Origin of the sequence: Vibrio sp. 10N.222.55.C6 (assembly GCF_041473395.1) — a bacterium.
In the GTDB taxonomy this organism is placed as follows: domain Bacteria; phylum Pseudomonadota; class Gammaproteobacteria; order Enterobacterales; family Vibrionaceae; genus Vibrio; species Vibrio crassostreae_C.
This window is the reverse complement of the sequence record NZ_JBFRSD010000034.1, coordinates 196,473-214,442: the sequence shown is the minus strand read 5'-3', so window position 1 is coordinate 214,442 and position 17,970 is coordinate 196,473. Positions and strand designations below refer to the sequence as shown.

The window sequence follows — 17,970 nt, the reverse complement described above, 5'->3', positions numbered from 1 at the left end:
TAATTACGCAACAAAGCCTTGCCAATGTGGCAATCTCATACGAACTCCTAAAATGTATAGCGTAGAATTAAGGTGATGTGAGCAACTTATCCATCGAATCAGGCTCATTGCACCACAAACACCAAAATTGTCCTAAAAAGCAAAGTATTGAAACCACTCTTAAACGCTTGGTTTATTTGAAATATTAGTGGATATTAACTTCAAAAGAATTTAAGAAAAGCCCCTTATTACGAGGCTGTATTGGTGTACTGGTAACTGTCACCTCAAAATCATGAGCATCAGCTACAATTTTAAGTACATACAATCCCAGACCACTGCCTTCAACAGCCATTTCACGGGCTTTCTTAGTTCTAAACCCACGAATAAACAAGCTATCAATTTCGGACTGAGGAATTTCATGTCCTACCGAGTTCACTTTCATCTTTAAGCTATCACCAATTTCATCAAATAGAATCTCAACATCACCAGAACGCTTGTATTTCATAGCATTCTGAATCAATGAAAGAGGTATAATTTTAAAAGACTCGTAAACTTTGTGCTTGTTTTCGACTCTCCCTCGGATTACCACATTAGCACGACTTTTATTCGCAACAGAATGGCTCAACACTAACTTTATTTTATGCACCATGCTGTATAGATCAGCATATTTCTTTCGACCAAACTTGGCACTTTCTGGATTAAAATACAAAGCAGTTGTATCAAGAGAATCGAGTAACATTACGCTTGTTTTATACAAGCTTTTTAAATCATCTGACGCATTTTCAAACGCAGAAATTTTTGAGGTCGTACTTTTGGCTAAAAGTCTTTCACTGTAGTGACCAATTTCCCTAGCCCACTTCACAAATTCGTGGAACTGCTCAAAGTTGTTTTTTGCCGTTTTTGCTACCAATGAATTAATTGCTGATGACTTTTCATCCAAAGCTGTAAACCACTGATTAATAGACTCAATGGTAGCTTTTCTTTGGTTCAAAGCTATGTTTTTACGATATCGTCTTCCACTATCTTTTGTAGGGATAAACACTCCTGATATTGTTACAACCTCTCCTGCAACTTTTCTTGATATATAGCTCAAGCCGTGACTACATACATGAGTATCACTTACACCTTGTCTTTCAATACATTCGGATGTACATCGCTCAAATGTTTGAAATTTACTACCTTCATATAACTTGCCATCAATTAGCGTAGGCCAAGGGACGTCAACAATTTTGTTTTCGATAATCTGATTAAGCATATTTAACTCTGTCTAGCAGTATTCTACTGTTATTAATTATTTCTTGTGACTCACCTTTTGCATTCATATGAATAACATTCAAAAACTCATTTTCTGAACATTTTTCAGATATAAATTCGATAACCAGTTGATTTAACTTATTCTTTTTAGAAGAACTAATATCAAGTTTCTTAATGCTATCTTCGATAGCATTAGCTATTGAAGGTGCATCAAAAAACTCTTTCTTAAGTTCACACAATAGTTCTCGAATTTTAAATTCATCAATTGGCTTGTTTACAGTAGCATCTGAAATTCTGAAGTAGTCATTCAACTCCGTATGGAAGTAGCCAGAAGACACAGCTACCACAGGAATTAAAGGGCGAGCCTCTTTTATTATTTTTATTAACTTAGCACCACCTTCATCTAGATCTTCCCTGACGACACCTTTTACATCGAGAAGTAACAAGTCATGATTTATCAAGTTTTGCGCATCAGTAAATGAAACTGATTCATACTCATGAACATTAAAACCTAAGTCTTTGATGTATTGTATTGGATAATTGCCTATTTCATCATCGACAATTGCGATTCTAAAGTCAGTTCGAAGGTGTAGCTTTTCAACATGAGATTGAACACTAAACTTTTTGAAGCGATTGGTTACAACCTCTCGCGGTACAACCCAAAAGATAAATCCCAAAAACAAACTAGCTACCGCTAGTACAATACCGAGTTCTGTTACGTTCATTCTGATCCAGATAAATATTCAAAGTATGGTAAATCAGCGTATGAATCTTCACATAAACTGATAAATACAAAATAAGTCAGGCTCGACAGAAAACGTCTCATTCAAATGGGAGGTTTTCTATCTAGTCAAATTGGTGGGAACGGATTATACCCAATAACCCTATTTATAACAGTGATTTAAATCATTAGCTGTAAAACTGGATGCTTAAAATGGAGATTCTCGTCGTAGAAATGCAGAAAGGGCTACTTCCCTTAGAAAATAGCCCTTTCGATTGGTGTGAATTATCGGCGTTTCTTATAGCGTTTTCTTGTGGTGTTCGCCCTCACCACTCGCCCGTTTTTGAGCGTGTAACCTTTCTTAAGTTGGCCGTTTGGTCGTCGACCCTTGCACTTGTGTCCTTTCATTCGGTATCTCCAGTTTTCGTATCCGTTGCTCTTGGTCTTGCTGCACTCGCTTTATCCAGTTGATGTCCGTTTTCAAAGCCGCAATCGTGCCAAGGCTTGAGACTCCCCCCGTCATGAACGCAATAATCAGTGTGTCGAGAAAGCCCATCATTTCACCTTCCATCGCGAGACGTAAAACTCGAGTAGATAACGCACCATGGCGCGCATGCCAAGCGTATCGATGACGACAGCACCCACCACAAACCAATACGGATTGGGGATACGCTGCAGCGCGTTAAAGCCTTGTTCCACATAAGGCGCATAATTGGGAATGAACGACAGAATCAGAGGCACAAACACCACTAAGAGAATAAACTCGTCTTTGAGTCCCCGCTCTCGAATGCTGACTTCATCGAGGCTACTGGCCTGCTCTTCACCATTCTGCAGTCGACGCACCCTCGCCTGATGCTTCTCACTCTCGAGTTCATCTCTGCGCTTGAGTGCCTGAGCTCGGTTTTGATTGTGCTGCTTGTACGCAGCCACACCGCCGGTCACGAGATTAATGAGCGCCCCAATCATGTGTACACCCGACGACTTAATTCAATGTGCGGACCGTCTTTGAGGCTCTTCCAATCGCCGCCCCAAACAATCGCGACATTCAGCTCTCGAGCGGCTTGTTTAAAGGCTCGGCTGATGGCGGCGTAATACTTAAAGTCCCACGTGACTTTGTTGTTTTCGTCGTAGGCCACGAAATCGATCGCATGGCCAGACTGGTGCCGACTGAGACGTTTAGCCCCATCGAGCTGGCTCAAGCCTTCTTGATAGAACTAATGTTGGTTGGTGTAGAGAACCTAGGTCATAAAGAGACATTTTCAGAACACTATAAAAGCCGATTGACATAAGTCGCACAGAGCTTGACTGAGAAACACCAAATACACGGCTTTTTTGCTCATCAAGCTAATCAAAATAACTGATTGGATAGTTAAAATAACCATTTTAAATCAATGATATAAAATTATTTGCAAGTTTCATCTATACTCCGCGCCTTTATTAAACGGAGCCCTAACTTTGCAAACAAACAATTATCAAAAACAAGCGATGATCTTATTTGCACTATTAACAATTGGGTCGGCTTTCGTTAACGCTTACGGAATGAACGCGACCATAGGTGAACAGCTCATAGCCTTCATTTCGTCGCTTATCAGTTATATTGTTATTGTCTCTCTGTTCTTAAGGTTCGCTAACGTAGACGTTATTAATTCCAAATATCGAACCTTGATTGGTGCAAGTTTTGTTTGCATAACCATCTTAGAGAATGTTTATCCTATGGTAATATTCAGCAGCCATGCACTTACTAGAGAGTACTATGTCATTTTTTCCATTAAGCTAGTCGTCAATAGCTATGTAGCGAACGTGATAGTTAATGAAATCAATGTACTTGGCCAGTTTTTAAAGGCACCACTATTAGATTCCATACTAATAAAGATCAAAGCACGTTTAGACTCAAAAGCGGATGCTAGTCGAGTATATAAAAAGCTATACCCTGTATTAGAGGTGCTTCTTGAGCAAGGCTATAGTTTTGATTCACAAGAAGTGAGTAGGATTGTCAACGTGTTGGGAGAACTGCCGGCATCAGGAACAAAACGAAAGAACTTCGCCAATTTATACTTAAGAGATGAAATCACTTTGCGTAAGTTGCCTCGTGATCCTTCATACTTCGACGGCCAAGCCCTTTGGCATTAAACTTCTTAAAAAAACACGCTCGATGTTCATGTGGTGGTTGATTTATAACTCGTTGAATTTGAGGGATTGATGTTTCTGTTAATAGCTATCTAATGGCAAGGAAAGATCTGAGCTTCGCCTTTTTATACAAAACTAATCAACTTAAACCTTATTCATAACTCCGTAATGGACAACATTCACCTCACAACTTTCAAATGCTGAAACTCAAGCAGTTAAGCCAAACATAAAAGTTACGTTGTATCTTATTTTCAACAGGCGAATGTTAGATTACTGTCGCTCAGCTGCCAGATAAACCACTTAAACAGGCTACTATTTCATGTTTAAATTTTGATCTATCAAACAGTTATATGAATATATTTGGTGATTAGGCAATCAAATGCTATGCACTCAGGTATCAGCTATGAATTAAAGTGTTAACATCAGGCAATTTTGTAAACTAGGTGTTTGATATGTTGCCTAAACTTTATAAGTTCAGATCCCTCCATGATAGAAACATACAGTCGATTGCCGAGTGTTCGCTGTGGTTCGATTATGCTAAAACTTTCAATAACCCTTTTGAATCTAACCACATATTCAAGAATGAACTTCAAAACAATTTCAAGGTTATGTGTTTTTCTCAATCCAGCGACCACCCAATACTATGGTCGCAGTATGGTGACAACTTTAAAGGCATGTGTATCGAGTATGATCTCAACTGCTATAACGGCGAGGCCAATCTCAACTGTTTTGAAGTCCAGTATGAAGACGAACCGAATATGTTCCGCCCGGCATCGCTAAGAGGTTTACAAACATCAAGACTGGGAGCTGAGATATTCAAAACTAAGCATTCTAATTGGCGTTATGAAAAGGAATACCGCTGGGTATTACCTGATGACGAGATGATCGGAAATAAACTCTACCTTAATAGAGAGTGCCTAAGCTCGGTGATTCTGTCAGAGCACGCTCCTGCCGACAGGAAATTGAAAGTTCTGATGACTTGCCAGCGCCTTGGTATCCCTGTTAAACACGCAATAGCAAAGCAAGAGTCGTTTACCTTCGAAGTGGTCAGTTAAGTAGAGTGTAATCCTACTGTTTAGCGCCAAAACAAGACATTCACATAAAGTTACAGCGCAACAAAAAAGAGAGCGACATTAATGAGACTCTCTCTTTTTATTACATGTTCACCGTAAGCTTTCCCAATCCTTTATCTTGCATCTGCTCAATCGTCGCGATAGACATTTGAACAGTTGAAAACCAATAAGGTCGGTGCTTAACGTTAAATAGTTCACTATTATCTAACGCCTCGAAAACAGAATATTTTCTACCTTGAGCCAAAGCTGCACCATAAACCGTTCGCTCAAGTACTGGAATGTCATTCACTTCCTCTAGAAGTGCCCTCTTGATGAACTGATTTCCAGGGCTCCAATCTATAAATTCAACGAGGTTTTTTAGTAGCTTAAGCTCTAGCTGCTCGACCATTGATTCAAGAAACTGTGTGTTTGGCATCACCTCAGTACAAGCATAATATTCGTCATGCTTGTCACTTGCTTCACGATAACCAAGCATCGTTTTTACCAATGCGTCTTCAAACGTTGAAGAAAAGTGGTTACAAATTAAAAACAAAGGCAGAACTCTCAACACACCAAGTAAAATGCCTACGTTAGGATCTTTAACCGACGTTTCTTGAAGTCGAATTCGAGTCGCATTTGACGTCACGACCAAGTGTTGCCAAACCTTAGGTGTGATGTGTTTAATGTTGCCATCATTCCACTTAATCAGCTGTTGACTCATTAACAATGGGAACAATAAACGACAATTTTCTATTCCTATTTGTCGTGCTGCAACTTTTGGATCGAGAATTACCTTAGATTTCTTTCCATATTTATCTGCAAACTCTTGATTGGAAACAAACTCGATTAAACTTGAGCTCAATGGCCTACTTTTCGCGGATATTTCATGGAGTTTGGAAAAGTTTAAAGATGGCGAATACGCAACACTAGCGAACTGATTGTAATCGGGTAAGTCTGAAAACAACGAACTTATTAAGGTACCTTGAAGCTTCTCAAGCATTAGCGCAGAAGCGGCATTGCTGACATCATCGATAACGTATCGTAAGGTTTGTTGCTTCGCGTCGACTTTTTCACGATGAGCATTGACTCTATCCTGCTCGCAGCGCAATAAAATACGTTGATTGTGAGATATGCGGTCAGATTCATCAAATATGACACTATCACAATACCTATTTTCCAAACTTAGTAACGTGTCTACTGTAGATTGTGCGAGCTTATATTCAGGTGAGATTAACCATCGATTAAAGCGAGCTTCAACATTGATTGAGACCTTCCTTGAGATCTCAACTACTTCAGGGGTATAACTTTTATTTGCTAACAACAACCGTGACTTTCCTTTGCCGTAAATGCTCTTGTATCAGCATATCCTGCCTTTATAACAAAACTAATATTAATAGAAATTAGAGATTGGTTCACGAAATTGTTTCAATAAAATTAAGGATATTTAGTTATAGTGCGTTGAGAGTGGCTAGTGTGTGATATGTAGCCGGATATACTTTTCTGGAAAGCTGTATTTGAACCTTTTCTTCGTCGGTAGGTGTTTTTTCGCCTGCTTGCAAACTTTACTATCTCCAGACGTTCTCACCTTTTTGATTCTTGCATAACCTTTAGAGTGCTTCATCTCAATCATCAGATCGCAATAACCCTCGAAATCAACATTACTCTTGTTGAGCCCTTTCATGACGGTGACTTTTATCTTTTTAGCTACAGGATTAACCAATGCATCGTCGGGAAAAGCGACTGGGGATAAAAAACATAATAGTAATACTAGATATCTCATACTGCTCTCTCTTTGTTGAGGGTGAGAACAGTATGCGGAGATTTAAGAGAAATGAAGGATTAACTTAGTATGAGGATTGACCAGCTAACGCGTAACTCTCAACGATTACGCTTTCTTTGAGCCTTTAGACTTAAAACCATTATGCGGGAACACGTTACGAATACGTTGCTGTACGTTTTTAGGAACATCTTTAGTGAACTTGAGATTGTAACCAGAACGTTTTGCATACACTTTTAGCTCGCCTTTAAAGGTATTGTTATGACCAATCTCTTGAAGGTTGTGCTTAAAGCTCGGTGGAAGATGCCCTTTAACTTGTTCGATCGCCCCGTCGCTAAATTTAATTTTCAATACCGGTCGATCGACTGCTACTAACCAAAAAACTAATACCGCACCGATTAAGATTACGTACATCATAATGTCACCACTACTGTTGATGGTTATTTATCGTCAGAAAGGAGCTTGCTTAAGTCTTCTTTGAGGCTAGTCACCGTCTTGCTGGCCTGCTCACTACGAGACGCTTCGCTAACCAAATACTCGATGGCATCTGAGAGCGTACAACCTAGCTCGTTCGCACGTTGAGATAGCTTTTCCCATACACGGTAATCAAGGTCGATTGATTTCTTCTTTGTATGAACTTGTTCAGCATTGAAGTGGCGTTTTCGCTTAGCTCTGATCGCTTGTTTAAGCTTGTTATCGAGCTCAGGAGACATGTTGTTAGAGATCCACTCAAGAACACCCGTAGGCTGGTGCTCCAGCTTCAATAAGGCTTGAACAGCAACGTCAGCTTCACTTGAATCAATATGGCAAGTAATCGATTCACCTTCTTTCCACTTTTTGACCAGATAGTTCCATTTCCAACCACATTCCAAGTTTTCAAGTTGCTGATATTTCATGTCTAATCTCGAGAGTTAATCCTAGTGACAGCGTAACCCAGAATAGGTTATTTCACAATTATTGTCTTGAAAGAATAGACCAAGATCATACTTATATTAGCTTAGTGATTAGTAACTACCACATAGAGCTACAAGCGAGATCGGTTTTTCTATATACTCCCTACCTCATTATCATAATCAGAAACTTAAATGACTCAAGTAGATTGGCGACATGTTACGCCTCAGTACGACGAATATAGCGCTCAATTAGAGCAATTCCCTGACATCTCGCCTTTCCCGTTTTCAGATATTCAACATAGATTCAAAGATGCGCTAACCCGCTTTGTTCGCTTGTCTAACCTTTCGCGCGTTTTACTGGTAAATGCTCCGGACAATTCAATCTATCGTCAAATGATTGTTGAATCTCTAGTCACTGCTTTAGATGATCACACTCTGCCGGTTATCAAAACTGAGTCTTTAAATGCTGCCTCTCTATTTGACCAAGTTCAATCGAAAGACGGTAAGGTTATTGCGACAAAACCTGGCCTACTGGCTAGAGCAAACAACGGTTATCTGATCGTTTCAGCAAACCTGATCTTGGCAAACCCAGGAAGCTGGTTACTGCTTAAATCTGCGCTGCTTGGTGAAGCTGTAGAGCCTATCAGCAGTAACCCTGAACACTTGAATCAGTCGCCAACCTTACCTCTTACTTACAATATTAAGTTAATTGTAGTTGGAGACAGAGCTCAACTAGGTGACCTTGATTACCTAGACAGCGATATTCAAACCGGTTTTTGCCTATTCAGCGAAATTGAACAGGACATTAAGCTCTCAGAAGACACTCTGACTCAATATCTTGGTTACCTTAAGTGGCTTCAACAACGCTATGAATTACCAAACATCACGCAACAAGCGTTGACTGGCATTCTTACTGCCGGAGCAAGAGAAACCGAAGATCAAAGCTATATCCCACTGTGCCCTATTTGGCACAACGCGTTATTGAACGAAGCTTTGATTGAAGCCGACAATGGTGAGATTGATATTCACCATATCCAGCAAGCTCAACAGCACAAATACAACCGTGAATCTTATCTACCAGAACGCGCCCTTGATGATATTCGTGATGGCCAAGTCATTATCGAAACTGAAGGTGAACAAGTTGGTCAAGTTAATGGATTGACGGTCATCGATGTACCGGGACACCCGATATCGTATGGTGAACCTGCACGAATTTCCTGTGTTATTCACTTTGGTGATGGTGATATTGCCGATGTTGAGCGCAAAGCCGAACTTGGTGGTAATCTTCATGCTAAAGGTATGATGATCATGCAAGCATTTGTGAGCAGCGCACTAAACCTTGAAGATCCGTTGCCATACGCTGCTTCTGTTGTGTTTGAGCAATCGTATTGCGAAGTAGACGGCGATAGTGCTTCTCTTGCTGAGCTTTGTTCTCTGGTGAGTGCTTTGTCTGAATACCCTATCAATCAACAAATTGCGGTTACAGGTGCAGTTGACCAATTTGGACGTGTGCAAGCTGTTGGCGGGCTAAACGAGAAAATCGAAGGCTTCTACCATGTGTGTAAGCACAACGGCTTAACAGGCGAACAAGGTGTGATCCTTCCAAGATCGAACTTAAGGCATCTTGCACTAAAGCCTGACCTTATTGAAAGCATTAAGAATGAAGAATTCCATATTTGGTCTGTGTCTAATGTAGACGAAGCAATTCCTCTCATTATGAACAAGCCATTTAGAGACGATGAACAAGAAAGCGTTCTGAGTAAAATCGCGGAACGTATTGAAAACTTTGAAAGACATGAGCACCCTATTGGAATCGTTGGACGCATTAAAAACTGGTTTGTCTAGTACTGATCGGACTTGTTTAGCGTACACCTGTTCACTAATATGCACCTATCAAAAATCGGAGTAATTGATAATGCAAAACAAACGTGATTCTTACACTCGCGAAGAGCTTCTAGCATCAAGCCAAGGCGAACTATGGCCACAAGGCCCTCAACTACCAGCACCGAACATGCTAATGATGGATCGCATCACTAAGATGTCTGAAACTGAAGGTGATTACGGTAAAGGTTTAGTTCTTGCTGAGCTGGATATTACTCCTGACCTATGGTTCTTCGATTGTCACTTCCCGGGTGACCCAGTAATGCCTGGTTGTCTAGGCCTTGACGCAATGTGGCAGCTGGTTGGTTTCTACCTTGGTTGGGTTGGCGGCGAAGGTAAAGGCCGTGCTCTAGGTGTTGGCGAAGTGAAATTCACTGGTCAAATTCTACCTACTGCGAAAAAAGTAACTTACGAGATCCACATGAAGCGTGTTGTTAACCGTCGTCTAGTTATGGGCCTTGCGGATGGTCGCGTACTTGTTGATGGTAAAGAGATCTACGTTGCTAAAGATTTGAAAGTTGGCCTTTTCCAAGATACGTCAGCATTCTAATCTAATAGTTAGATTTTTAGTAAAGCAGCCCATGGCTGCTTTATTTTCGTTCCAATAAATTTAGTTATAGTGCATTAAAGTATCCCGTATTAAGCTTGAAACAGGATAAATCCACCAGCGATACGCTTATGATAGCGAAACTAGAATGCTACATAGCTCTGGGAGTCTTTGTGTTGTTCTGAAACTAACAAGGCTCCGGCCGTTGTAATCAACAGACAATGGAGCCCTGACCTTGAATTCTTTACGCCCTATCTACTTATAGAGACCTGATTGCTTATCATCTTTGGCATCACGCCAACCACCTAACCAATAAGACCGAGAGTCCATTTGGCTATATGGGCAAGCTTCTTGCGACCTACCATTTAAACCAGCTTTGTAGCCTTGAGATTGTGCTCGTTCTAGTCGATCACGCTTTTGTCTCTTCATAGTGCAGTCCTCATACGGGTGTTCCATTTACTAACATACAATGATTACAACTTTGCGGAGTTTTTGTGACTCCAACTTTAAGAATCGATCAGATTTTCACTTTTCTCAAGGCGAAAAAAAGCCCGAGTTCAGAATTGTGAACTCGGGCCCAAGAGATAAATTATTTAAATTTTCTGCGGAACCCTAACAGACCAAGCACAGTCAAAGTTAACCAACCTAGGCTACCACCTTGGCGCTCAACTTTTTCTGTATCAGCGCTGCGAGTTTGGATATCAGCTTTACCTTTACCAGCGATAGGAATCAACTTAACAGCAACAACCTCTTCAACTGCATTAGTTGCTGCACCGCCACAATACGAGTTATGTGACGTTGTATCGTATGGTTGTGTTGTTCCACCAACGGTACACTTGATAGCTGTAGCTGAGATCACACCTGCATCATTGATATCGGAAGCATCAATAATTCTGAACTTGTTGTTATCTCCAGACGCGTTGCCGTCATTTGTTAGATCATCTAACCACCAAGCTTGGCCATTAAAGATGTCTACACGACGCTCATCTTTCGAGGAGTCGACATTGTATGGGTAGATAAAGCCTCTATGTCTACGCTCACTACCATCAACCTCACGAGTGGTTTCTGCATCTATTTGACCGACAAACTCATTGAAGTTGTTAACGGCTTTAGCTTCACCACTTGAGCCACCAAAGAAGATACCACCAGACAGGTATGTTGCCGTCGGAGTCACTGCAGATGCATCCGTAACAACGAAAATCTTGTTACCTGCACTACCGCTCTCTGGTACATAACCATTACGCTTAGAATAACCCACAGCAAACAAGTTATCGTTGATGTCAGTAGCAACGGAGTTACTGTATCTCGCATCATCGTTAGATGAACCAGACTTAACCTCTGCACCGCTAATAACTTTCGTTGACCAAGAGCCTGAAATGTCTAATGAATCACTAACAAAAACACTTGCGTTCATGTCTTGAAGGTCGCCATTCCCATCTACAGTGTTGTAACCGACACCATAAAAGATCGAACTCGACTCAACAATTGAACGCATACTGCCTTGAGCAAAATAATCGCCTTGTTGGGCATTACCACTTCTGACCCAATCAATTTCTTTTGTTGTTGTGCCACCCCAAATTGCCGCTTTAGAAGCAAACGCCTTATCTGGTTCAGAAGTGTCAGTCGGATCAAACTCTTCAGAGATACTACCTACATTGTAAACGGTACCGTTGCTTGCCGTTATCGCTTTCCAAGCACGAGTTTCTGAAGCTCCAGTTGGCGCCGCTGTCGTCGTAAACAATGCATTATTGCGAATATCATCTTTGGATTTGATCCCCACAGGTTGGGCATTCTCATCTAAAGAATTGATTACCGTATTGCGAGTTTCAAAAGTATCCCCACCTTCAACAAAGGCTTTCGCATTGACATGAGTAAGGTCGTTTCTTTCCTTATTCCAAGTATCATTCCAACGACTTTGAGCCCAGCTTTCACATGTAGAATATCTTAGCTCTCGATAGCAGTAGTTTTCAAAATCATCAAACTCTTGAATATATTGAAACGGAGCGTCCATCGCGAATGGTACTTCTTCACGATAGCTAACAGCTTCAACAGTATCGCGTGTTTCGCCGGCGAGTTTAAATGAGCTGTCACCACAATTTTCCGCATTTGACGCAAAACACCCTTTCGCAAGTACTACACCACCAGCATCCTTTGCAACACCAGGCTGAATCGCGACACCAAATATCTCTGACGCACCAGTAATTGAAGGCGTTACTTCAACTACCTTGTAAAGCGCAGCGTTGGCATTAGTTGCAGCCAAAACTAGGGCTGCAACAGTTGTTAATTTGAATTTAGTACAAGTCATTATTACTTCTTAACTTTCCTGTTGTAGTGCCTCGAGCTCTTCCCAGCGCTCAAAAGCAACTTCAAGCTCCTGCTCTGCTGCAGATAGCTTATCTAATACTGGTTGTGTCTGCTCTACAGATTTTGAAAAGAAGCTTGGATCGTTGACTTCTTCCTGAAGAGTTTCAATTTGAGTTTCCAATTCTTCCAAACGCATTGGTAGCGCTTCTAGTTCTCGTTGTAGCTTATACGATAACTTCTTAGGTTTAGCCTTAACTGGCGCAGTTTTGGGAGTTTCCTCAACTACTTTCTCAGGCTTTGATGGCTTTTCAACCTGTCGGTACTCTAATGCTTGCTTTCTTTGCTGCTGAGCATCGTGGTAACCACCAACAAATTCTTCAATAACGCCATTACCCTCAAAGATCCAACTTGTCATCACTGTGTTATCAACAAACTGACGATCGTGACTCACTAAAAGCAGCGTACCCTGATAGTTGGCAAGCAAATCTTCTAAAAGTTCCAAAGTTTCGATATCTAGATCGTTGGTTGGCTCATCGAGAATCAACAAGTTGTTCGACTTAAGGAAAATACGCGCCAATAACAGACGGTTTTTCTCACCACCAGATAGTGCTTTAACAGGAGTGCGAGCACGTTTTGGAGAGAATAAGAAATCTTGTAAGTAGCTTAGAGCATGACGCTCACGGCCACCTACGGTCACTTCTTGCTTACCATCCGCGAGGTTATCAATTACAGACTTCTCAGGGTCTAGAATTTCGCGGTATTGGTCAAAGTAAGCGACTTCAAGCTTAGTACCACAATGCAAACGACCTGAATCAGGCTTAAGCTGGTCAAGAAGCAGCTTAAGTACCGTACTCTTACCACAACCGTTAGGACCAATCAGAGCGATACGATCGCCACGCATGATGTTGAAGCTGAAGTCCTTAACAATTTCTTTGCCTTCAAAGCCAAAGTTAAGATTCTCAGCTTCAAATACAATCTTGCCTGAACGCTGGCCATCGTCGATTTGGATAATCGCTTTGCCCTGCACTTCACGACGGTTCAAACGTTCTTCACGTAGCTTCTTAAGCGCACGAACACGGCCTTCGTTACGAGTACGACGAGCTTTGATGCCCTGACGAATCCAAACTTCCTCTTGAGCAAGCTTCTTATCGAATTCAGCGTTTTGCATTTCTTCTACACGAAGCGCTTCTTCTTTCTCAACAAGATAGTTTTCGTAATCACCCGGGAAAGAGCTCAATTTACCGCGATCAAGATCGACAATACGTGTTGCCATCGATTTAATGAACGCACGGTCATGCGAGATAAAGATGATTGAACCGCGGAAGTCTTTCAGGAAACCCTCTAACCATTCAATGGTCGCAACATCTAAGTGGTTAGTCGGTTCGTCAAGTAGAAGCACGTCAGGGTCACATACAAGCGCACGAGCAAGTGCTGCTTTACGTTGCCAACCACCAGACAAATCCGTCAGTTTGGTTTCTGCAGTTAGCTTAAGCGCCGCCAATACGTTGCTTACGCGATCTTCAAAGCGCCATGCATTCGCATGATCCAATTGCTCTTGAACACGAGTAAGACGATTTAGGTTCTTTTCACTAGGGTCAGTACCGATGAGATCCAGAAGATCATGATAGATCTTCAGCTGTTCACCGATTTCAGCTAGGCCACCAGCAACGTAATCATAAACGGTACCTTGCTCATTGCGCGGTGGATCTTGCTCAAGGCGCGACACAACCACATCTTGTGTGATTTGCATCTTGCCGTCGTCCATGATGATGTTCCCAGACAGGATTTTCATCAACGTAGACTTACCAGCGCCATTGCGCCCTACTAAACACACACGTTCGTTTTCTTGCAGTGCGAAGTCCGCACGATCTAATAACGGGTGATCGCCAAACGCTAATTGCCCATTATGAATTGTAAGTAATGCCATTCTTCTTTAACCAATCATTAAGTTCTAACAAGCCAAATGGCCAGTTAAGCTCTGAGCTTTGAGAAAGGTCAGAGCTTTCAAATTTGAGCACCGGAATAGTGACCCCGTAACGGGAAAAGAGCTCATCATCAAATGCAATGTCAACAACGTTGACGTGATGGCTAATGTTTAACTGTTCCGTGAGTTGGAATGCCATCTCACATAGATGGCACCCTTCTGTACTGTAGAGAGTCAGCACTATATATCCTTATACGATCTCTTAACTACTTATGTGTAATCAACCAGCAGTTATGAATGTGCTTATTGCGAGAGAAGTCCAATGGAAGTGTCTTCGCTGAGATATTCTGAGCCTTAAGACCTAACTCATCTAGAGCTTCCAAGTCCATTTTGAAGTGACGCTTGTTGTTAGAGAACACAATCGTGCCTTCTTCACGAAGAAGACGTTTAAGGTTTTCCATCAGCTGAATGTGATCTCGTTGAACATCGAAAGATTGATCCATACGCTTTGAGTTAGAGAACGTAGGTGGATCGATAAAGATCAGATCATAAGAACCCTGCTCTTTAGCTAGCCATTGTAGACAGTCAGCTTGAACAAACTGATGTTGACGACCAACACGACCGTTAAGCTCCATGTTCTCTTTCGCCCACTCTAGGTAGGTATTAGACATATCAACAGTAGTTGTAGAACGAGCACCACCCACAGCAGCATGAACAGATGCACTTCCTGTATAAGCAAACAAGTTTAGGAAATCCTTACCTGCGGCCATCTCACCGATACGACGACGAGTGATCTTATGATCTAGGAACAACCCGGTATCTAGGTAATCATGAAGATTAACAATCAGCTTAACGCCATACTCGTTCACTTCTAAGTTCGATGAGTCTTGAGCCAATTTCTGGTATTGAGAACGGCCTTTCTGTTTCTGACGAACTTTAAGCACAACGTTGTTTGCTTCTACGCCTGTTACTTGAATAGAAGCACGGATGATATCGGTTAAGCGACGTTTAGCCTTCTCTTCCGGTACATCTTTAGGCGCTGCGTATTCTTGAATCACAAGATGACCTGGGTATACATCAATCGCTACATTGTATTCTGGTAAGTCCGCATCGTAGATACGGTAGCAATCTAATTGCTCTTTCTTAGCCCACTTGCCAATTTTACCGATGTTCTTTTTAAGACGGTTCGCGAAATCAGGTGCAATCAATTGTTCTTGCTCGCCTGATGGACGCTCTGACATCGGACGATCTGAAATTGAGTAGTTCTTTTGGTGACACGGTAACGCACCGTTGTTCAACTTGAACTGTTTATCTGCACGCATGCGTAAGCAGCTTAGTAGCTCGTCTGAGCTAGAGAAGATAGATGCGTTACAGCCACCAAATTCAGCTTTGAGCTGTGCACCGAATGCTGTGTAAAGTGCAATAAGACCCGGCTCGGTACCAAGACGTTCACCGTAAGGCGGGTTAGAAACAATCACACCATCAGTAAACTCTGTAGGACGCTTAAGCTTTGCAGCATCGCCTACTTCGAATTCAATCAACTCTTCAACACCGGCACGACGAGCATTGTCACGCGCAGTTTTGATCATACGTTCATCATTGTCGTAGCCATAGAACTTACATTCCACTTTCTTAACACCACGACGACCTTGAACGTTCGCTTCAGCTTTCACTTCAGCCCATAGCTCTGGTTCGAAATCTTCTAGTGATTCAAAACACCACTTCTGACGTTTAACACCTGGAGCCATGTTTGCAGCCATCATCGCCGCTTCAATCACTAACGTACCTGAACCACACATTGGATCTAGGAAAGGCTTAGTTGCGTCCCAACCACTACGAAGAAGAATCGCGGCAGCAAGAGTTTCACGTAGTGGTGCTCGACCTGATTCAGGACGGTAACCACGTTGGTGAAGACCGCTACCTACCATATCAACACCAAGAATCGCTTTATCACGGTGTAAACGAACGTGGATACGAATGTCTGGGTTCTCTTTGCTAATAGAAGGACGAGGTAAAGACTTCTTCTCAAAGCAATCAACAACGGCATCTTTTACTTTCATCGCACCGTATTGGCTATTACGGATTTCGTTGTTCGTACCATTGAAGTCAACAACAAAACGCTTAGAGCTATGGAATTGATTTACCCAGTTAACCGCAGTGGTTGATAGGTACAAATCCATGTCGTCCATACAAGTGAATTCAGAAAGGACACGTACAAATCGAGAAGCCAAACGGCTCCACAAACAACAACGATAAATTTGCTCATTGGTGGCTTTGAATTTAACACCTGCTTGAACAGGTTTTGCGTTTGTAATCCCTAGTTGGGTTAGTTCTTCAACTAATAAATTCTCAAGGCCATTTGAGGTAACCGCTAGATATTGATTCATAGTGTTCTTTTATTGATAAAAATGAGCTCGATTATACCTGAATTTGTTACTAGAGCATCACACTAAACTCGTCTTTTCATTGAATCTTTCTTCTAACTGGCTAGCAAACACACAGTGTTGAAGCGATCGCTTACCCACATCCCCTTAGAACATAAGACTTATCAAACCAACACGATTCATGAGCAAATCCCCGTTAAAGCGACAATGTGAATTTATATTCACCCTAAAATTGGTATATACCAAATGAAGTTTGCGGGTGAAAGTTAGCTACAAAAGGACAAAAACAGGGAATAAAGATGGGTAAATTACACTTCTGGCGATAAAAACAGGCAGAAATTAAGGCGAAAAAATAGTCGTAAGTTCACTATTTAAATGGTTAAGCAGTGATGTATTTATCAGGATGAGGTTTTTTAGGCACAAAAAAATCGGCTAATGAGCCGATTTTGGGGAAGATTTGACAGGTTGATGCGTTGCGATGTGTTTGAGAAATGATGGACTAGATTGAAGGCTAACCGACCATCGCAATGTGCGTTTGATGAAGAATAGCGTTCGCGTCTACCATTCTATCGTGCATCACCTTGATTGAGTCTCCAAATCGCAGTCCTTTTGAAGGCGTTAACAGGAACTCTTCTAGGTCAACAAATGCACATAGGCTCGCACACTCTCCCACTTCTAATACAATGAAATACCCTAAGCTATGCTCGTTATTCATTTGTACAATATCCCCTTCTTGAGGGTATTCATGGCCAGTACCTTGTGAGTCGAAGAACCAACTCTTAGGCTGTACAGGCTTATGGAAACGCTTTGCTGCCACACAATAGAGTGCTAATTCAGCTTGACGAGGCTCAGACAGTTCTAAGCCAGAAATTTGTTCTTTGAAGGTTTGGTATGAAGATGCGTCATCAACGGTGAATTCATTATCTCGAAACGCGCAGTCCACCAGCTTATTGCGGACCAGATTCGTTTTGAAAATCATATCCTCTCCGAGGTTTAGCATTAATGAACATTGCTGCTCATCGTAATACCAACTCCATGTATCGCTAGGTTTAAGCATCATTTCGTCTCACACTGTTGAACCATTCCATTAGGTAAAACGCAAAATTACCTTCAATTACAGTAATTTT

At 41.6% G+C, this 17,970-nt stretch carries 18 protein-coding genes and 1 pseudogene; 4 read left to right on the top strand and 15 right to left on the bottom strand.

Annotated elements, in window-relative coordinates; genetic code table 11:
- Positions 1-184: 184 nt before the first annotated feature.
- The 5 genes and pseudogenes from AB4486_RS18850 to AB4486_RS18830 all read right to left on the bottom strand — a co-directional run.
- Positions 185-1,234 (bottom strand): ATP-binding protein, encoded by a 1,050-nt coding sequence (locus AB4486_RS18850; RefSeq protein WP_132974621.1) that lies wholly within the window; start codon positions 1,232-1,234, stop codon positions 185-187.
- Positions 1,227-1,958 carry a hypothetical protein gene (locus tag AB4486_RS18845; protein WP_372118139.1) on the bottom strand — a complete coding sequence of 244 codons (732 nt, stop codon included), beginning with the start codon at positions 1,956-1,958 and terminating at the stop codon, positions 1,227-1,229. The genes AB4486_RS18850 and AB4486_RS18845 overlap by 8 nt, the downstream gene beginning before the upstream one ends.
- A 357-nt stretch (positions 1,959-2,315) precedes the next feature.
- Positions 2,316-2,510: a hypothetical protein gene (locus AB4486_RS18840; protein WP_029189470.1), complete on the bottom strand. Its 195-nt coding sequence runs from the start codon at positions 2,508-2,510 to the stop codon at positions 2,316-2,318.
- Positions 2,510-2,920, bottom strand: a complete 411-nt coding sequence (locus AB4486_RS18835; RefSeq protein WP_372118137.1) for a hypothetical protein — start codon at positions 2,918-2,920, stop codon at positions 2,510-2,512. Before AB4486_RS18835 ends, AB4486_RS18840 begins: the two co-directional genes overlap by 1 nt.
- Positions 2,917-3,165 (bottom strand): annotated as a pseudogene (locus AB4486_RS18830) (M15 family metallopeptidase); the annotation flags it as partial. The pseudogene AB4486_RS18830 and the gene AB4486_RS18835, both read right to left, overlap by 4 nt.
- A 244-nt stretch (positions 3,166-3,409) precedes the next feature.
- Here AB4486_RS18830 and AB4486_RS18825 point away from each other — a divergent pair.
- Positions 3,410-4,084, top strand: coding sequence for a hypothetical protein (locus AB4486_RS18825; RefSeq protein ID WP_102333349.1), 675 nt, complete (start codon positions 3,410-3,412; stop codon positions 4,082-4,084).
- A gap of 449 nt (positions 4,085-4,533) precedes the next feature.
- On the top strand, positions 4,534-5,136 hold the full coding sequence (locus AB4486_RS18820; RefSeq protein WP_372118134.1) for a DUF2971 domain-containing protein: 603 nt from the start codon (positions 4,534-4,536) through the stop codon (positions 5,134-5,136).
- Positions 5,137-5,236: 100 nt separating this feature from the next.
- Here the strand turns inward: AB4486_RS18820 and AB4486_RS18815 are convergent, their stop codons facing one another.
- From AB4486_RS18815 to matP, 4 genes are all read right to left on the bottom strand, one after another.
- The gene (locus AB4486_RS18815) at positions 5,237-6,457 is read right to left on the bottom strand and encodes a hypothetical protein (RefSeq protein WP_017066879.1); all 1,221 of its coding nucleotides are present in this window, start codon (positions 6,455-6,457) and stop codon (positions 5,237-5,239) included.
- A gap of 144 nt (positions 6,458-6,601) precedes the next feature.
- Positions 6,602-6,913 carry a hypothetical protein gene (locus AB4486_RS18810; protein ID WP_017059671.1) on the bottom strand — a complete coding sequence of 104 codons (312 nt, stop codon included), beginning with the start codon at positions 6,911-6,913 and terminating at the stop codon, positions 6,602-6,604.
- A gap of 105 nt (positions 6,914-7,018) precedes the next feature.
- Positions 7,019-7,327 carry a DUF3634 family protein gene (locus tag AB4486_RS18805; RefSeq protein ID WP_017059672.1) on the bottom strand — a complete coding sequence of 103 codons (309 nt, stop codon included), beginning with the start codon at positions 7,325-7,327 and terminating at the stop codon, positions 7,019-7,021.
- 23 nt (positions 7,328-7,350) lie between these two features.
- A complete protein-coding gene (gene matP / locus AB4486_RS18800) occupies positions 7,351-7,806 on the bottom strand; it encodes a macrodomain Ter protein MatP (protein WP_010440786.1) in 456 nt (151 codons plus the stop codon).
- Between the two features lie 189 nt (positions 7,807-7,995).
- Here matP and AB4486_RS18795 point away from each other — a divergent pair, with 189 nt between their 5' ends.
- Together AB4486_RS18795 and fabA are read left to right on the top strand one after the other, a co-directional pair.
- Positions 7,996-9,648: a Lon protease family protein gene (locus AB4486_RS18795; protein WP_017066880.1), complete on the top strand. Its 1,653-nt coding sequence runs from the start codon at positions 7,996-7,998 to the stop codon at positions 9,646-9,648.
- Positions 9,649-9,718: 70 nt separating this feature from the next.
- Complete coding sequence (fabA, locus tag AB4486_RS18790; protein ID WP_017059675.1) at positions 9,719-10,234, top strand: bifunctional 3-hydroxydecanoyl-ACP dehydratase/trans-2-decenoyl-ACP isomerase; 516 nt, start codon at positions 9,719-9,721, stop codon at positions 10,232-10,234.
- Positions 10,235-10,486: 252 nt separating this feature from the next.
- Here the strand turns inward: fabA and rmf are convergent, their stop codons facing one another.
- From rmf to AB4486_RS18760, 6 genes are all read right to left on the bottom strand, one after another.
- On the bottom strand, positions 10,487-10,660 hold the full coding sequence (gene rmf / locus AB4486_RS18785; RefSeq protein ID WP_017059676.1) for a ribosome modulation factor: 174 nt from the start codon (positions 10,658-10,660) through the stop codon (positions 10,487-10,489).
- A 160-nt stretch (positions 10,661-10,820) separates the two neighbouring features.
- Positions 10,821-12,536 carry a DUF3466 family protein gene (locus tag AB4486_RS18780; RefSeq protein WP_372118132.1) on the bottom strand — a complete coding sequence of 572 codons (1,716 nt, stop codon included), beginning with the start codon at positions 12,534-12,536 and terminating at the stop codon, positions 10,821-10,823.
- Positions 12,537-12,545: 9 nt separating this feature from the next.
- Positions 12,546-14,462: an ABC transporter ATP-binding protein gene (locus AB4486_RS18775; RefSeq protein ID WP_017063849.1), complete on the bottom strand. Its 1,917-nt coding sequence runs from the start codon at positions 14,460-14,462 to the stop codon at positions 12,546-12,548.
- A complete protein-coding gene (locus tag AB4486_RS18770; RefSeq protein ID WP_019823251.1) occupies positions 14,440-14,700 on the bottom strand; it encodes a glutaredoxin family protein in 261 nt (86 codons plus the stop codon). The genes AB4486_RS18775 and AB4486_RS18770 overlap by 23 nt, the downstream gene beginning before the upstream one ends.
- 25 nt (positions 14,701-14,725) lie before the next feature.
- Complete coding sequence (rlmKL, locus tag AB4486_RS18765; RefSeq protein ID WP_017059679.1) at positions 14,726-16,846, bottom strand: bifunctional 23S rRNA (guanine(2069)-N(7))-methyltransferase RlmK/23S rRNA (guanine(2445)-N(2))-methyltransferase RlmL; 2,121 nt, start codon at positions 16,844-16,846, stop codon at positions 14,726-14,728.
- A gap of 508 nt (positions 16,847-17,354) precedes the next feature.
- A complete protein-coding gene (locus tag AB4486_RS18760) occupies positions 17,355-17,903 on the bottom strand; it encodes a cell division protein ZapC (protein ID WP_017063848.1) in 549 nt (182 codons plus the stop codon).
- Positions 17,904-17,970: the final 67 nt, after the last annotated feature.

Excerpts from the sequence above, each read along its gene's own strand:
- AB4486_RS18845 (WP_372118139.1), bottom strand. The coding sequence starts at position 1,958 with ATGAACGTAACAGAACTCGGTATTGTACTAGCGGTAGCTAGTTTGTTT.
- AB4486_RS18820 (WP_372118134.1), top strand. The coding sequence starts at position 4,534 with ATGTTGCCTAAACTTTATAAGTTCAGATCCCTCCATGATAGAAACATA.
- rmf (WP_017059676.1), bottom strand. The coding sequence starts at position 10,660 with ATGAAGAGACAAAAGCGTGATCGACTAGAACGAGCACAATCTCAAGGC.
- matP (WP_010440786.1), bottom strand. The coding sequence starts at position 7,806 with ATGAAATATCAGCAACTTGAAAACTTGGAATGTGGTTGGAAATGGAAC.
- AB4486_RS18795 (WP_017066880.1), top strand. The coding sequence starts at position 7,996 with ATGACTCAAGTAGATTGGCGACATGTTACGCCTCAGTACGACGAATAT.
- AB4486_RS18840 (WP_029189470.1), bottom strand. The coding sequence starts at position 2,510 with ATGGGCTTTCTCGACACACTGATTATTGCGTTCATGACGGGGGGAGTC.
- AB4486_RS18780 (WP_372118132.1), bottom strand. The coding sequence starts at position 12,536 with ATGACTTGTACTAAATTCAAATTAACAACTGTTGCAGCCCTAGTTTTG.
- AB4486_RS18850 (WP_132974621.1), bottom strand. The coding sequence starts at position 1,234 with ATGCTTAATCAGATTATCGAAAACAAAATTGTTGACGTCCCTTGGCCT.
- AB4486_RS18775 (WP_017063849.1), bottom strand. The coding sequence starts at position 14,462 with ATGGCATTACTTACAATTCATAATGGGCAATTAGCGTTTGGCGATCAC.
- AB4486_RS18805 (WP_017059672.1), bottom strand. The coding sequence starts at position 7,327 with ATGATGTACGTAATCTTAATCGGTGCGGTATTAGTTTTTTGGTTAGTA.
- AB4486_RS18835 (WP_372118137.1), bottom strand. The coding sequence starts at position 2,920 with ATGATTGGGGCGCTCATTAATCTCGTGACCGGCGGTGTGGCTGCGTAC.
- AB4486_RS18810 (WP_017059671.1), bottom strand. The coding sequence starts at position 6,913 with ATGAGATATCTAGTATTACTATTATGTTTTTTATCCCCAGTCGCTTTT.
- fabA (WP_017059675.1), top strand. The coding sequence starts at position 9,719 with ATGCAAAACAAACGTGATTCTTACACTCGCGAAGAGCTTCTAGCATCA.
- rlmKL (WP_017059679.1), bottom strand. The coding sequence starts at position 16,846 with ATGAATCAATATCTAGCGGTTACCTCAAATGGCCTTGAGAATTTATTA.
- AB4486_RS18760 (WP_017063848.1), bottom strand. The coding sequence starts at position 17,903 with ATGATGCTTAAACCTAGCGATACATGGAGTTGGTATTACGATGAGCAG.